This window comes from Nostoc sp. TCL240-02 (genome assembly GCF_013343235.1).
GTDB lineage: Bacteria > Cyanobacteriota > Cyanobacteriia > Cyanobacteriales > Nostocaceae > Nostoc.
In genome coordinates this window covers 6,083,924-6,099,983 of record NZ_CP040094.1, presented here as the reverse complement: position 1 = coordinate 6,099,983, position 16,060 = coordinate 6,083,924, and the positions used below count along the sequence as shown (strand labels likewise).

10 protein-coding genes and 3 pseudogenes are annotated in these 16,060 nt (G+C 40.0%); 8 read left to right on the top strand and 5 right to left on the bottom strand.

Features of this window, described 5'->3' with window-relative positions; genetic code table 11:
* The first annotated feature begins 211 nt into the window (after nt 1-211).
* Nucleotides 212-2,200, top strand: a complete 1,989-nt coding sequence (gene htpG, locus FBB35_RS26005; protein ID WP_174712032.1) for a molecular chaperone HtpG — start codon at nt 212-214, stop codon at nt 2,198-2,200.
* 212 nt (nt 2,201-2,412) lie between these two features.
* On the top strand, nt 2,413-2,649 hold the full coding sequence (rpmB, locus tag FBB35_RS26000; RefSeq protein ID WP_114082227.1) for a 50S ribosomal protein L28: 237 nt from the start codon (nt 2,413-2,415) through the stop codon (nt 2,647-2,649).
* Between the two features lie 131 nt (nt 2,650-2,780).
* On the opposite strand, the pseudogene FBB35_RS25995 reads toward rpmB, so the two are convergent.
* Nucleotides 2,781-3,422: pseudogene (locus FBB35_RS25995) on the bottom strand (Uma2 family endonuclease).
* Nucleotides 3,423-4,991: 1,569 nt separating this feature from the next.
* Here FBB35_RS25995 and FBB35_RS25990 point away from each other — a divergent pair.
* From FBB35_RS25990 to FBB35_RS25975, 4 genes are all read left to right on the top strand, one after another.
* Nucleotides 4,992-5,591: a helix-turn-helix domain-containing protein gene (locus FBB35_RS25990; protein WP_174712031.1), complete on the top strand. Its 600-nt coding sequence runs from the start codon at nt 4,992-4,994 to the stop codon at nt 5,589-5,591.
* Between the two features lie 21 nt (nt 5,592-5,612).
* Complete coding sequence (locus FBB35_RS25985) at nt 5,613-8,675, top strand: peptidase domain-containing ABC transporter (protein ID WP_174712030.1); 3,063 nt, start codon at nt 5,613-5,615, stop codon at nt 8,673-8,675.
* Nucleotides 8,676-8,862: 187 nt separating this feature from the next.
* Entirely contained in the window at nt 8,863-10,410 is a 1,548-nt protein-coding gene (locus FBB35_RS25980) for an HlyD family efflux transporter periplasmic adaptor subunit (RefSeq protein WP_174712029.1), read from the top strand.
* A gap of 380 nt (nt 10,411-10,790) precedes the next feature.
* Nucleotides 10,791-11,573, top strand: a complete 783-nt coding sequence (locus tag FBB35_RS25975; protein ID WP_174713773.1) for a peptidylprolyl isomerase — start codon at nt 10,791-10,793, stop codon at nt 11,571-11,573.
* Between the two features lie 162 nt (nt 11,574-11,735).
* On the opposite strand, the gene FBB35_RS25970 is transcribed toward FBB35_RS25975, so the two are convergent.
* On the bottom strand, nt 11,736-12,248 hold the full coding sequence (locus FBB35_RS25970) for a hypothetical protein (RefSeq protein ID WP_012409900.1): 513 nt from the start codon (nt 12,246-12,248) through the stop codon (nt 11,736-11,738).
* Between the two features lie 591 nt (nt 12,249-12,839).
* Between FBB35_RS25970 and FBB35_RS25965 the strand changes: the two are divergent.
* A pseudogene (locus FBB35_RS25965) lies at nt 12,840-13,303 on the top strand (hypothetical protein).
* Between the two features lie 69 nt (nt 13,304-13,372).
* On the opposite strand, the gene gatC reads toward FBB35_RS25965, so the two are convergent.
* The 3 genes and pseudogenes from gatC to FBB35_RS25950 form a co-directional block, all read right to left on the bottom strand.
* Nucleotides 13,373-13,666 (bottom strand): Asp-tRNA(Asn)/Glu-tRNA(Gln) amidotransferase subunit GatC, encoded by a 294-nt coding sequence (gene gatC / locus FBB35_RS25960; protein ID WP_174712028.1) that lies wholly within the window; start codon nt 13,664-13,666, stop codon nt 13,373-13,375.
* 124 nt (nt 13,667-13,790) lie between these two features.
* Nucleotides 13,791-14,312 carry a photosystem I assembly protein Ycf3 gene (locus FBB35_RS25955; RefSeq protein WP_174712027.1) on the bottom strand — a complete coding sequence of 174 codons (522 nt, stop codon included), beginning with the start codon at nt 14,310-14,312 and terminating at the stop codon, nt 13,791-13,793.
* 174 nt (nt 14,313-14,486) lie between these two features.
* A pseudogene (locus FBB35_RS25950) lies at nt 14,487-15,195 on the bottom strand (SOS response-associated peptidase).
* Nucleotides 15,196-15,393: 198 nt separating this feature from the next.
* Between FBB35_RS25950 and FBB35_RS25945 the strand changes: the two are divergent.
* Entirely contained in the window at nt 15,394-16,005 is a 612-nt protein-coding gene (locus FBB35_RS25945; RefSeq protein ID WP_174712025.1) for a glutathione S-transferase family protein, read from the top strand.
* Nucleotides 16,006-16,060: the final 55 nt, after the last annotated feature.

The following is a 16,060-nucleotide window of genomic DNA, read 5'->3' as shown; positions in this document are numbered from 1 at the left end:
AATCGCGTCTGTACTAGGAAGTAGGGAAATCCGAATCATAAATGGGGGCAAACAATCCTCAAAAAAGGTGCGATCGCCTAAGCTATGCTTTTAAAATCCTAATTGGTATCATGTCCTTCTGGATTCTCCGGGTTTATCCTGGAAAGCAGAGGGCTAGGCTGTATAAGCCACTATCATCATTTCAGATACTAACATCGAAAAATTACCAATTATGCTAGAACAAGGCACTATCAGTATTCATACTGATAATATTTTCCCGATCATTAAGAAGTCTCTTTACTCAGATCACCAAATCTTCTTGCGGGAACTGGTATCCAACGCTGTAGATGCCATCCAAAAGCTGAAAATGGTATCCCGCGCCGGAGATTATGCTGGAGATATCGGCGAACCGGAAATTGAAATTGCCATTGACAAAGATAACAAAACACTGTCTATTTCCGATAACGGTATCGGGATGACCGCAGATGAAGTTAAGAAATATATCAATCAGGTTGCCTTCTCTAGCGCTGAAGAATTTATTCATAAATATGAAGGCAAATCAGATCAACCCATAATTGGCCACTTCGGTCTTGGTTTCTACTCTTCCTTCATGGTGGCGCAAAAGGTAGAAATTGATACTCTATCTTATCAAGAAGGAGCGCAGGCGGTTCACTGGACTTGCGATGGTTCTCCAGCTTTTACCCTAGAAGAATCACCCCGGACAACTCGCGGTACTACTATTACTCTCAGCCTGCAAGGAGAAGAAGAGGAATTTTTAGAGTCTGCACGAATTAAGAATCTTGTCAAGACCTACTGCGATTTCTTGCCAGTACCAATAAAACTAGAAGGTGAGGTATTAAATAAGCAGAAAGCACCGTGGCGAGAGTCTCCGAGTAATCTGAGTCAGGAAGAGTATTTAGAGTTTTACCGCTACCTGTATCCTTTTCAAGAAGAACCTTTGTTGTGGGTGCATTTAAATACTGACTATCCCTTTATCATCAACGGGATTCTGTATTTCCCCAAAATGAGGCCGGATGTAGATGTTACCAAAGGACAGATCAAGCTATTTTGCAATCAAGTTTTTGTCAGTGACAACTGCGAAGAAATAATCCCGCAATTTTTGATGCCGATGCGGGGTGTGATTGATAGTACTGATATTCCGCTAAACGTATCGCGCAGTGCCTTGCAAGGCGATCGCACCGTGAAGCGAATTGGTGACTACATTGCCAAAAAAGTAGGCGATCGCCTCAAAGAACTTTTCCGCGATAATCGTGAACAATACATCAGTGCTTGGAAAGACCTCGGCACCTTTGTAAAATTTGGCGTTCTCAACGACGATAAATTCAAAAAGCAAATCGAAGATATCATCGTCTTCCGCACCACCGCCAAGCTGACAGAAAAAGTTGCTGCTGAAACTCCAGTAGTTGAAGTCCAGTCTTCAGATGGGGATGCTTGGCAAGATGTGACTCCTTCACCCAGTGCTGAAAACTCAACGCCCACCGCTCCTTACACCACACTGAAAGAGTATTTAGAACGCAACAAAGAACGCAACGAAAACCGAGTTTTCTACAGCACTGATGAAACAACTCAAGCTACATACATAGAATTACACAAAAATCAAGGTTTGGAAGTCCTATTTATGGACTCCTTCATCGATACTCACTTTATCAACTTCCTAGAGCGGGAATATCAAGATGTCAAGTTTACGCGGGTAGACTCAGATTTAGATAATACTCTGCTAGAACAAGATAAAGATAAGGAAATTGTCGATCCTAAGACGAATAAAACTCGGAGTGAGACGATTAAAGAGTTATTTGAGAAATCTCTCAACAAACCCAAACTCAACATCCGTACTGAAGCATTGAAATCAGATGATCCTCAAGGTACACCACCTGCGATCGTGCTTTTACCAGAGATTCTTCGCCGCCTCCGAGAAATGAATGCCATGATGCAGCAGGGAACAGCAGAGTTTCCTGAAGATCACATTTTGCTGGTGAATACTGCTCATCCGCTAATTCAAAATCTGGCAAATCTGAACCAAGGTAGTATTATCCAAGGTGACGGTCAATCATCTACAGATCAGTTAGTGAACTTGATTTGCCAACACGTCTATGATTTAGCGCTGATGTCTCAGAAAGGATTTGACGCTGAGGGAATGAAATCTTTCGTCGAGCGATCGAATGAGGTACTCACCAAGCTGACGGAACAAGCTAGTAAATAGTTGGGAATGGGGAATGGGGAATGGGGTACTGAGTTAGGAGTTAAGAGTTTTGTTTATCTCCTTGCTTCCCCTGCTTCCCCTGCTCCCTGCTCCCTGCTCCCCTTCCTCCTGCTCCCCCTCCCCCTCATCTCCCCCACTCCCTTTTCCACTTCTGTTGTCTAAGACATAGAATGGAAAGGCTGTATTAAAATAACAATCTGGAGATACTTGCTATGTCTCGTCGCTGTGAACTAACTGGTAAGAAGGCAAATAACGCTTTTGCTGTTTCCCACTCCCACCGTCGCACAAAACGCCTTCAGCACGCCAATCTGCAAAGTAAGCGTGTTTGGTGGGCAGGCGGAAATCGTTGGGTAAAATTAAAGCTGTCTACTAAAGCAATTAAAACCCTAGAAGTTAAAGGGTTAGAAGCAATGGCGAAAGAAGCTGGTATTAACCTTAATCATTACTAAGTAACCTGGTATTTGATAACCTAAGACTATGTACGGGAGACAGGATAAGCGGCTAAAGCCGCTGTTCATCCTGGTTCCCTACCAAAATAGGACTGAAATGAGGCGGCTCAGTACCCAAAATTAATTACGAATTATTCTATTTGCTTTTGTACCCAAAGACGAAAAGCTTTGAATGTTGCATTTCTGCCTTCGGTTATAGTTTGCTCAAGATACTGACTAATCGCTTCACTTAGTTTAAATTGAGGAAAATTTAGGCTTTGCTGAGACTCTACATAATGCCCATTTTGCAGAATATTAATTTGGAGCTTTCCTTTGTTAAAATGCTAAAGCTCAGATACTTTTAATGCTTCATAAATATTAGGATGAGTGCGAGAAGTAATGTCAACTTCTATAGCTAAATCTGGAGGGGGGTTTACTGTTAAATCTAGACGCTTCTTCCCACGAATCTTAGATTCATTTTTTATATAAAAACACTGGTCAGGTTCTATACCTTGAGCCATTACTTGGTTTTTGAAAGTTGTAGAACCAAGACTGATGAACTCAGTATTTAGCTCTTCCAGAAGCGCTTTGACTAAATCGCCAATAATTTCTTTATCATATTCATGTTCTGGCAGTGGTGCCATAATTTCCAGTATTCCCCTGTCATAAGCAATTCGTGCTACACGGTGTTCCCCTAAATCCTCTAGAATTGTTTCCAATTCCTGCCAGGTTACATCTCGCAGTAACACTCTTTGTCCTGGTGGAACATGGATGCGCTTTAATTCCAACAACATCATCTTCACTCCCAGTACCTTATATCTAAAATTTAGCTTACTCTACTAATTCATTGCGACAATTTTTGCTTCTATCGTATTGTCGAATGCTTACACGCCGCAGCTTGTTGTCAGATATCACCTAACTCCTCATAAAAGTGTCAGCAGGGGAGCATAGTTTAAAGAAAAAACCTCTGGGGACTCCAGAGGTTTTAGTTCCTGATTTAGTTTCTATTGGTTACTACAATTTGTCCTCAGTAATTTCCAGATAGAGAAGGAAATTATTTAATTTGAAAAGACTTAAGGGTAAGCACACTTTTTAGAGGTATCTAAATATACTAAGCCAAAAACTAATGAATGATCTTGCAAAAATATTTCTTGAACCAGAGGAAACTGTCAACTTTTTCAAAAATTTAGTAAAACCTGTCTTTAGCTAGAGCAAATTAGTCGTAGATACGTCTATAAATGCTTTTTTGCCAAAATAAAATATTTTCATACTATAGATAGATATCTATATCATAAATATGGCAGATAGTAAGGGATGTAGTTTTCCTACTATGGGCAGATGTAAACTTAATATAAACTCATAAAAATCCTGTATTTTTAGCAAAAAATAAGTTAGGTATCTTGCCATTTGTTCCAACAAAAAATTTTAAATGAGCAATTATTTAGGGCTTACGCAAAACTACACATTGTAGTTGTAATTCATGAATTTTTCCTACCAGAAAATCAGGGTTTTGACTATTGTTTGCGTAATTCCTATTATTATTAAAGCGGAAACTCTATGCTAGGCTCTTACTTTTTATTCAGATGATTTGCAATATTTTAGTGAAACTATTATCAAGATTTGATAAATATCTTTTATTTTTTGTGAAAGCTATTGACTAGATATAGGATTATCCTTAAATAAGAAATAGTGGATTAAGATAAAGATTGAGTAACTGTCACTTCGGCGTTGCAATTTTCTTCGAAATAGGTTCAAATTTAGGACTATCTACTGATGAGAAAGCCACTAGTTTTAGATAGTCTAATAAGTAGATTCTTATTGATACCTGACCTTGAATGTTTTTAGCTTCCCTTTAACGGGACAAGAACCAACTTTTCGTTGGTAATCAAAACTTAACCTACTTAAATATTAGTAGGTTAATCTATAAACCGTATTGTATAACTCAGTAAAATCATCAATATAAGGGCTACCCGAAGCCTTGAAAGTGTTTACCTATTACCATCAACTAGGGGTAATGGTCTTAACCAATACCATTATTGCACCGGGCTTCAGGAAAATCTGTCAAATTTTAGCGGCTAATTAGTGATTGGTTTAATGGTTTGAAGTATTTTTATTCCAAGTGAAGACCATTAATGTCCAATTTTAATTTATTAAAACCTGAATTAAGACAGTAATATCGCTCCTAAATCATCAGAATATTAGGGGTATGTATACCTGTCGCTATTTGCACACCACATCAATATTTAATTAACCTTCTAGGCTCAATTAATTTGCAGTTGTATATCCTGGTATCTCAGGATTAAAAACAGTTGCAAAAGATACATTTGCCCACGTTTGATACTTGGTAGAAACTGATAAAAATTATGTCAGAAAATTTCAGTCAAGAGAAAGCTTTTGAATGCTATGACATGCATGAGAGCAAGTTCTTAACACCTTTCCAACGGAAGGCGCTGCTGAAAAACCTGCAAGCTAATTTACAACCAGAATATCGTCGGCGGATTGAAATCATGTTACTTGCTGATAAAGGGAAATCTCAAAGCCAAATTTGTGAAATCTTAAGTTGTTCCCAGGAAATGGCACGGTACTGGATTGGTGTAGCAGAGGCAGGTTTAGCACATAAATGGAATGAGCGACCCATAGGTAGACCCAAGACTGTTAACGATCAATACATTGAACGCTTGAAAGAATTGGTAAGTAATAGTCCACGTGAATATGGTTACGCATTTAGCTGCTGGACAGCACAATGGTTAAGTAAACATTTAGCAAATGAATTTGGCATTTCAATTACCGATCGCCATGTTAATCGGCTGCTAAAAAAAATGGGACTTTCTACTAAGCGCAAAAATTCTTGTCCACAAGAAGCTGACAAAAATAAAGATGCTGGTATTACAATCTGCGACTTGCAATCTAACTCTGAACCTAGTTTGCATTGGTCATTTAATCTAATTCAGACCAATAACTAATACTGTTTTGGAGGTTAGAAAATGCCATCAGCGTTTTCCCAGCAATATTTAGCTGAACAAATTACTCAAGTCTTGGGTAATTCGCTGTCAAAGGAAGAACTTGATACGTGTCTTGGAGAGCTGAAGATTGTCGAACCACAAATAGCAAAGCAGTTTTGGCAAGCAACTACAACTGACACAGGAATTTATATTGTCCTGAGTGGTAAAGTCAGGCTGCTGGATAGCTCTAATAATTTAATTACCACTCTCTTTTCTGGATCGTCATTTGGCGAGTTAACTTTATTTCCAGAAAAGGAATTTAGTCCTTACGTGGCTAGAGCTTCGGCAAACTTAAAGCTTTGCTATATCAACCAAGAGACTTTACAAGCGGTAATTCGGACATCGCTTAGTGTCCGCGATCGCCTTTTAAGACGCGCAGAGGTCTGGGATTTGCTGCTGTTATGTTGTTACAACTCGTTAATTGGGCATAATGGCACCGTTGAGGAGACGTTCAAAGCGCTATCTCTCTTTGAGCGACACAATCTAGAAAGTGGTTCTTTAAGTACCAATCTCACCAAAGATATCAAGCTTTGGTTGCTGCATCGGGGCGAACTGCTGGATTCTCATGGGCGAAGATTGACACCTGGAAACATCTACCTGAATCCCAAAGAGGGAAGTTTGCAGGTAGCGCAATCAGCGATCGCTTACAGTTTGAGTAATGCGGATTGGCAAACAGCCCTACAACACTGGCCGCAATTATCAGAGTTGATAGATTCCCAAGAGCCTCAAACTGTCCTGGAGAGTGGAGATTTGGGGCTGGGGACTAGGAAAGACTTTTCCCAATCCCCACAATCCCCAATCCCCAGCATTGAGCCAAAACAAAACCAAAGGAGACAACGGCCGTACTTTCCTAGCCCAAAGGTAAAGGCTGGGCATTGGTTGGGACGCTTGACTAAACGGTATCCGTTTTTTGAACAACAAAGCGCCTCTGACTGTGGAGCATCTTGCCTGGTGATGATTAGTCGCTATTGGGGTAAACGCTTTAATGTCAACCGCATCCGAGATTTAACTAACGTCAGTCGTAGTGGGGCATCAATGCGGGGTTTGACAGCCGCCGCAGAAAGTATTGGCTTTGCTACCCGTCCAGTGAAAGCTAGCTTCGATAAACTAGCCCAACAACCCCTACCTGCGATCGCTCACTGGGAAGGTAAGCACTATGTTGTCGTCTATGAAGTCAATAAAAAACGGGTGATTATTGGCGACCCCGCCATCGGTCAACGTACCCTTACCGCTAGCGAATTTAAAGCCGGTTGGACTGGTTATGCCCTGTTATTACAACCCACAGACTTACTCAAAGAAACCCAAGAAGCGACTACAGCATTTTGGCAGTTTTTTGATTTAGTCAAACCTCACTCACAAGTACTGTTAGAAGTGTTTCTCGCTTCAGTGTTGATTCAGGTGTTTGGACTAGTTACACCTCTATTTACCCAGCTACTGTTAGACCGAGTGATTGTCCAGGGTAGTACCCTAACTTTAAACGCCGTTGGTTTAGGCTTACTAATTTTTGGTTTTTTTCGCGTTGCTCTGAATGGACTGCGGCAATATCTACTAGATCACACAGCCAATCGTCTTTCACTAACACTGCTGGTAGGTTTTATTAAGCATACCTTTCGCTTGCCCCTAGCCTTTTTTGAGTCGCGGTACGTTGGCGATATTGTCTCTCGCGTCCAAGAAAATCAAAAAATTCAGCGCTTTCTAACTGGAGAAGCACTATCTATTGGTTTGGATTTGATGACAGTATTTGTCTATGTGGCATTGATGTTTTGGTATAGCTGGCAAATGGCATTGTTCAGTTTAGCGATCGTCCCGCCTTTTGTATTATTGGCGCTGGTCGCTACACCTTTTTTGCGTCGCATTAGCCGCGAAGTTTTTAATGCTTCGGCTAAAGAAAACAGTTATTTGATTCAATCGCTCACGGGTATTCGCTCAGTTCGCTCAATGGCAATCGAGCAAACAGTCCGATGGCATTGGGAAGAACTGCTGAATAATGTCATTAAAAAGACCTTTAGCGGTCAGGTAATTAGTAACCAACTGCAAATTTTCAGTTCTAGTATTGAATCACTAGTTACTACAGGATTACTTTGGTTTGGTGCATGGCAGGTAATTCAAAACCAACTAACTATTGGACAATTAATTGCCTTCAATATGTTGTTAGGAAACGTCATTCGACCTTTCCAACGACTCGTTGTCCTGTGGAATCAGTTGCAAGAGGTGATCATTTCCACTGAGCGAATTAATGATGTTTTAGAAGCAGAGCCAGAAGAAGATTTACAATTTCAACCCCGTCAGACTTTAAATAGTTTACGCGGTCATATTTTATTTGAAAATGTGACTTTTCGTTATCATCCAGAAAGTGAGATTAATGTGTTAGAAAACCTCAGTTTTGAAATCAAACCTGAGCAAACTATAGCGGTTGTGGGACGTAGTGGTTCTGGAAAAACAACCCTCTCCAAACTGATTTTAGGGCTATATCTGCCGACGGATGGCAAAATTTTGATTGATGGTCAAGATGTGACTAATATTTCTCTGCGATCGCTCCGCTCCCAAATTGGCGTTGTAGACCAAGATACCTTTTTGTTTGGCGGTACGATTCAGGAGAATATCAGCATTGCTCATCCAGAAGTTTCGCAAGAAGAAATTATTGAAGCGGCGCGGCTAGCAGGAGCAGATGAGTTTATTAAGCTAATGCCAATGGGCTACGAAACCCAAATTGGTGAAGGTGGGGGTATGTTATCCGGTGGACAACGCCAACGCCTAGCGATCGCTCGTGCTTTGTTAGGAAACCCCTGCTTCTTGATATTCGATGAAGCAACCAGTCACTTAGATGCTGAATCTGAGCGGATTATTCAGCACAACCTTACAAAAATTCTTCAAGGACGCACAAGTTTAATTATTGCTCATCGTCTCTCTACAGTGCGTAATGCTGACTTAATTTTGGTTTTAGATCGCGGCATTTTGGTCGAAAGCGGCACTCATGAGCAATTAATCGCTAAAAAAGGACATTATTTTTATCTCAATCAGCAACAACTAGCGCAAACAGGTTGAAAGGGAATTGGGAATTGGGAAGAAGCAAGGGAGCAGGGGGCAGGGAAACAAGGGGGAATTATTGAACAAGTCTCTCTCTTGTCTCCCCCCTCTTCCTTGTCTCCCTTGTCTCTTCTTCATGTTCAATTCTTAATTCCCAATGCCCAATTCCCCATTCTCCATTCCCCATTCCCCATTCCCAATTCTTATGCCAAACCCATCTAATAATTCATCATCCGCCTTCGCCATCCCAAAACCAACTGAATTTCACCTGGTGGAAGACACAAATGCCATCTTTCAGCCTCAGACACAAAAAACATCTGAAGCAAACGATTGGTTTTACGGCACCGAGGAACTACTAGATGCCTTACCAAAACTCTGGACGCGCTCCCTGTTGTATTTACTGGTAGCCTTTGCTGGAATCATCTTACCTTGGGCAATGTTTTCTAAAGTTGATGAAACAGGGAGTGCTAGAGGACGCATGGAACCTGAAGGAGCAACCCAAAAATTAGATAGTCCAGTTACTGGTAGCATTACCGCAGTCAATGTCAAAGAAGGCTCAACTGTAAAAGCAGGACAGATTTTAGTTCAATTAGAGTCTGATGTGCTGCGAACGGATTTGCAGCAGGTGCAGACAAAACTGGAAGGTTTATTGAATCGGCGATCGCAACTAGACCTCTTGAAAAACCAAATTATCCTGACTATTAACATCCAAGAGCAACAAAATAAATCCCAAGAATTGGAAAAACTTGCTCAAGTTAGTCAGGCACAGCAGAATCTTGATGCTAAACAGAGTACCTATAACTCACAAAGACTAGAAAAATTGGCTTTAGTGCAACAAGCTAGCCAGAATATCACTTCTACCCAAATTGCTCAGAATTTAGCGAAGAGTCGTTTCAGCCGGGATGTCACAGAAGTTGCGCGTTATCGCCAGCTTTTGCGGCAAGGTGCAATTCCCCAAATCAAAGTTGTGGAATTAGAAAAGATTGCAGAAGAAAGTCAACGCTTACAGGAACAAGCAAAATCTGATATCACACAAGCAAAGTTGCGCTTAAAAGAAGAACTTAACCGCTATCAGTCGTTGATGAGTCAAGCCCTTTCAGATATTCAGCAGGCAAAACTTAGTCTGCAAGAACAGCAAAGCAGCTATCGCAGTGTGGTGCAAGCAGGTAGACTAGCGGTGCTGAAAAATCAGGAACAGCTTAAAGATTTACAAGGACAAATTACTAACCTGCAATCAGAAATTGCTCAGACAGGAAGCCAGATTGCATCTTTACAGCTACAAATGCAACAACGAATAGTGCGATCGCCTGTTGATGGTACAGTTTTCGAGTTGCCTATCCACAAACCAGGATCTGTAGTAGAACCAGGACAGATGCTTGCCCAAATTGCGCCCAACAATACTCCTTTGATTCTCAAAGCGCAGATGCCTAGCCAACAAAGCGGTTTTTTAAAGGTAGGAATGCCAGTTAAAATCAAATTTGATGCTTATCCCTTCCAAGATTATGGGGTAGTGCAAGGACGCGTTAACTGGATTTCGCCTAACTCGAAAGTTCAAACCGCTAATCAAGGTAACATCGAAACCTATGAGTTGGAAATCTCCCTACTTCAGCCCTACATCCAAACTGCCAATAAACGTATCCTTCTAACACCAGGTCAAGCTGCAAGCGCAGAGGTGATTATCCGCCAACGCCGGATCGTAGATTTTATTTTAGATCCGTTTAAGAAGTTACAACAAGGTGGTTTGGAGCTTTAGAAATTTGCTAAATTACAGCAATTTTGAGGTAATTAAACCGTAGCTTAGAGCATGAAAAACAAGATCCCCGACTTCTTAAAAAAGTCGGGGTGAGCCTCATGGTTCAATCTCTATAAAACATTATTAACTTGTATACGAACAATTGTTTTGCTTTAATTTTAATTAATTATATATTTTACTAATATTTATAATCTTAATGCAAAATTATTAATTTTATAAAAAGCTTTTTACAATCGCACAAAATTAAATATTAAGGCTACTATTAGACAGAGGCAGTAAATAATTAAATCTGAAAATGCAGTATAGGATGTAATTAATATTGTCCGATTAATCCTGATAATATCCTAATAATTTAGGTTAACCATTGGAGGAATTAAATGATGTCAAATGTATTGACTGTTTCTCCTGATGATATTCTTGACCACATAAAGCTTGCTTGCCAAATCCCTAATGTATTAGAGTCGATCGCAACCAAAAAAATTATTGAACAGGAAGCGAAAAAGGCAGGTATTCAAATTGGTTTAGAAGAACTGCAACGCGCGGCAGATAGCCTGCGTTTAGCCAACCAACTGCTCAAAGCAGAAGATACCTGGGCGTGGTTAGAAAAATATCATCTTTCTTTAGACGACTTTGAAGCAATAGCCGAAACCAACCTTCTCTCAGCCAAATTAGCAAATCATTTATTTGCAGACAAAGCTGAACAATTTTTTTATGCACACCAACTCGATTACATTGCAGCAGTCACTTATGAAGTTGTATTAGATGATGAAGATTTAGCGCTAGAACTATTTTATGCGCTGCAAGAAGGGGAAATTAGTTTTCAACAAATCGCCCGTCAATACATTCAAAATACCGAAATACGCCGGGCTGGAGGATATCAAGGAATACGTCTACGCACTGATTTTAGACCGGAGATTGCAGCAGCCATCTTTGCTTCTAATCCCCCACAAATTCTCAAGCCAATAACTACTCCCAAAGGAGTGCATATAATTGCAGTTGAGGAAATTATTAAACCTCAATTAGACGAACAAAGACGGCTGAAAATCATTGGAGACTTATTTACTAATTGGTTAAAGTCACAAACTGCTGCTATGCAAATAGTAACAAAGCTCACAAAGGATACTAGTTCTAAAGTATCTAAAGATGTTTTAATACAGGCTTAATATCATTACCATCATTTGTGGTGGCTTTAGCGCTTTTCTGATTGCAGCCAATCTCTTACGCAACGCAACCATGCCACTGTTCTAAGAGAGGATTGCTACAAGTATTGACATTAGGGGAGAGGTGACAGGTAATAAATAATCTGTACCCAATCCCCTTCAATATCAGTGTTTAATTTCCAAATTAAGTATGTAGCATCCTAACTGGACTTTTTCTGCCCACAATTCATATTCCAGACGCAAATGCTCTGGTAAAGGATGTCCGTTGAGAGTTAGGCTACTAGTAAAATTTCGTAAACGAATAGGGTCGTTAGGTTGCAACGACTCAGTTGGCAACCAATAGCGACTAATACCATAAACGCCCTGTTCCCAAAAGTGACGGTAACTCACTTGAGCGTTACCTTGCATGGTCATGATGACTCGATAAGGGGAAATCTCTAGCCACAAAATTCTCGGACTGTTAGGGGCGTAAGCTTTGCTCTTACTTTGGGGAAGCGTATCCTCTGGACTTACGACACTCTCGACTTCGCAGCTGATTAGGGGCGGTGCAGTTAGCAGCAAATGGAATCTATCTGTATCTTTTTGATACAATGTCGCAGCAGTTTCGACAACAGACCAGATTGGTAGGTCAGTGGAAATAAGTGATAAGCACACGGGCTTGCGGTGATGAGTCAGCATGGGAGCGATAAGGGCTAAAAGCTATTGAACAAAGTGAAATGAACACTCTAGCTGTCTAATAAATCAGGATAAGGAACTAAATAGTAAAACAGGCTTAATATTAATGAATCCGCTAATTTGTTATTAAGCTACATAAATCCGCATATAAACGGGTGTAATGTCAGCTTAGAAAGCAAAATCGGTAATTTTTCTAGAGACAGCTAATTCGTAAGCAAAGCTTGTAAATATTCTAAGGCTATAGCCTTAAAACAGTGAGAGTCATTTTGGATGCTAAGAAACCTTCTTTAGGGAGACTTCCCGTAGCTTAAAGTAAGTTTCATACATCAAAAGGTGATAGTATACTGGCAATAAGTCACCAGCAGTAAAAAACAAAGTTGCTGCTGAACTTCCGATGTATTCAAAAGCCAGTTTATCCTAATATCGGCTTCTGTTATAACCCAGATAACGAACTTCAAAATTCACTATGTATTTATTTTACAAAAATACCTTAAATATTTACAGCTATATTAAGTATTTGTACTTAATATAGCCTGGGTTTGATCTTAACGAACAACATTGCATGCATAGCTCACTACTCGAAATTTATCTCGAATCTATTACAAAAAATATCATTTAGTGGAAGTTAATATTCTTATACTAAAAAGTATTAATTTATCTATCGAAGACGGAGATGTAGCTATTATGGGTATTTAATTTATTACCTCGCTCAACGGCAATAGAAAATACTATATTGCTAATAGTTTATACTAATATTCCTAAGCAAGAACGCCGCGATCGCACAGAAAAAGCACTGATAAGGGTGAGATTACCGCAACAGAACGAATTTATAACCACCCAAATCAACTTTCTGAAGATCAGTCAATAGGCCGACTTTAGTTATAACAGATGAACCGACGGGTGCATTAGATAGCAAAATATCTCAAAAAGTGATGAATTTGCTATCAGAATTGAACGAGCAGTGAATGACTATTGCGATAGTAACTCACGAACAAAATATTGCAGATAAAACAAAAAAACAACTGATTTATGTCCAGGATGGTTTAATTGTCTCTTGATTACCAAGATATGAAATAACTAATCTAGATTTTTTTGCAATTATTTTCTCTGCTCAACAGTCTTGTTACTTACTCATTGCTGTTAAGAATTTTTGGAACTTTGAAAAATTCACCTTCCTGTTCAGGCGCACTGTTAAGAATACTTTCACGGTTAGGATAGGGTTGCAATTCATCCTCTCGTGTGATATTGCTGACATCAATTGCCCGTGTTGTTGGGGGCACATTACTGACATCCAGTTCATCCAACTGTTGAATATAATCCAGAATACTTCCCAATTGGGTAGTAAATTGTTCCTCTTCTTCTGGAATCAACTCTAAACGAGCCAGATTAGCTACTTTATGAACTTGTTCTTGGTCAATCATAAATTGTTATTTGTCATTGGTCACTTGTACTGAGCGACTTGTGCCGAGCGAAGTCGAGGTAAGTCGAAGTATTTGTCATTGGTCATTAGTCCTTAGCAAGTGACAAAGAACTAATGACTAATGACTAAAAGAATACGTCAATCTGCGATCGCCCGGTGGTTTTCAACCAGTTTTGGGCTTCGATGTAGTTATTGGGAGCCATGCGAATAGCTCGAATCCAATAGTCTGCGGCTTGGTCAAAGAGTGTTTCGCCAGCCTCGTTATCTCCAGCTTCTTTTTCCTTTTCGCCTTGGTAGTGATAAATTACGGCGATGTTGTTCAAGGCTTGGGGCATACGTGGGTTTAACTCAATTGCCTGGTGATACAGTTCTAAAGCTTTATTGTGGTCGCCGTTGCTGGCATAGATTAGCCCCATGTTGTAGAGAATATAACCGCGATCGTTGGTATCTTCCTCTAGTGTTAAAGCTTCTTCATAGTATTCCAATGCTTCAGCATATTCCCCTTCTGCTTGGGCCGACATGCCATCTCGATAATAAACAAACGCTTCTTTAGCTTTTTTGTTGGTTGGCAGGATCTTCAAGATGATATCTGCCATCACTGTAAAGGATTTGTCAACAAAATTATCGTTTTTTTGTGTTCTTGGCATATTTGTCTCTGGGTATTACTAGGTATGGGGCATTGGGCATGGGGCATGGGGCATTGGGTTAGGCACAAGAGGTAGAGGTGCAAAGGGGCAGAGAGGAAAAACTTACTGCAATTTCTCCTCTGCTCCCCTGCTCCCCTGCTCCTTTATCTCCCAATCCCTTAGCACGCTCAATAGTTAATTTAACTGATTTGTGGGGGCGTTCTCCTCACTGAGTGGGATGATGCACTCTGGGCTTATTATGCCGAGAGTTGTTTACCAAGGTGCTAACTGGGTACGCAATCATTGCTGGCGCTGGATAGGGACGCAATAGCTGTTGTAGGGTTTGGGGCGCTTGGATTTGAGAATCTAGCCATAAATCGTAATCTTTTGGCTCTAGAATCACTGGCATCCGGTCGTGGATAGGTTGAAGTAATTCGTTTGCTGCCGTTGTCAAAATTGTACAAGAGATTATTTCTTCGTTAGCAGGTGATCGCCATTTCTCCCATAAACCGGCAAAGCCGAAGGGTTGCCCATCTTCAAGACGAAAATAAAACGGCTGCTTTTTACTTTTACCTTGTTGACGTTGCCACTCATAAAAGCCATCCGCTAACACTAAGCAGCGACGATGTTTAAAAGCCGAACGAAAAGCTGGTTTTTCGGCAACAGTTTCTGCTCTAGCATTAATCAGCTTTGCCCCCATTCCTGCATCTTTTGCCCATGAGGGAATTAATCCCCAATGCAACTGCTGAAATTCACGCTTTTCGCTTTCGGGGTTTTGTAACACAGTTGCCACCATTTGGGTAGGCGCGATATTAAAATCGGCTGCTAAATCTAGAACTGGCTCAACATGGAAAACTTGAGCTAAAGCTTCTACTGACTGATTTAGAGTAAATCTTCCACACATACTTTTATTCCCAACCACTAAATAAATTAAATATTTCAATCTAGAAATCAATAATATTTTTTTTATTTTTTCAGATAATTTTATCTAGTACTCAAAAGCTAAACTTTAAAAGAAATTATCCGGTTTTTGGAAAAAATTTTGGTAAGATATTGTATTTTAAACCTTCACTTATCAACATATTGATAACTGCATTTTAGCATGGAACTACTGCGTTTGTACGATTTTTTACCTTCCGGTAATGGTTATAAGATACGTCTTTTATTCACACAACTAGGTATGCCTTTTGAAAGGGTAGAGCTTAATATTTTGAAAGGCGAGACTCGAACACCAGAATTTTTAAGTAAAAATCCTAACGGAAAGATACCTATTCTAGAAATTGAGCCAGGACAATACTTAGCAGAATCAAATGCCATATTGGTATATCTGAGTGAAGGGACAGAATTTTTGCCTTATGACCGCTTTTTACGATCGCAAGTGCTGCAATGGTTATTTTTTGAACAGTATAGCCATGAACCTTTTATTGCCACATCAAGATTTTGGATTTCTATTTTAGGTAAAACTGAAGAATATAGTGAGGCTATCAAGGAAAAACGCGAACCAGGTTATGCAGCACTTAGCTTGATGGAAAAACATTTAACCTCTCACACTTTTTTTGTAGGAGAGCGTTACACAATTGCTGATATCGCCTTATTTGCTTACACTCATGTAGCTGACGAAGGTGGGTTCGATTTAACACGATTTCCTGCTATTCAAGCTTGGATAGGAAGGGTTAAAGCTCAACCAAGATATATCAGCATTACAGAAGTATAAAAAGTTGATTTTACAATATCGTATTTCTCATTTATTGCCTCTGCTAGGGGTTATC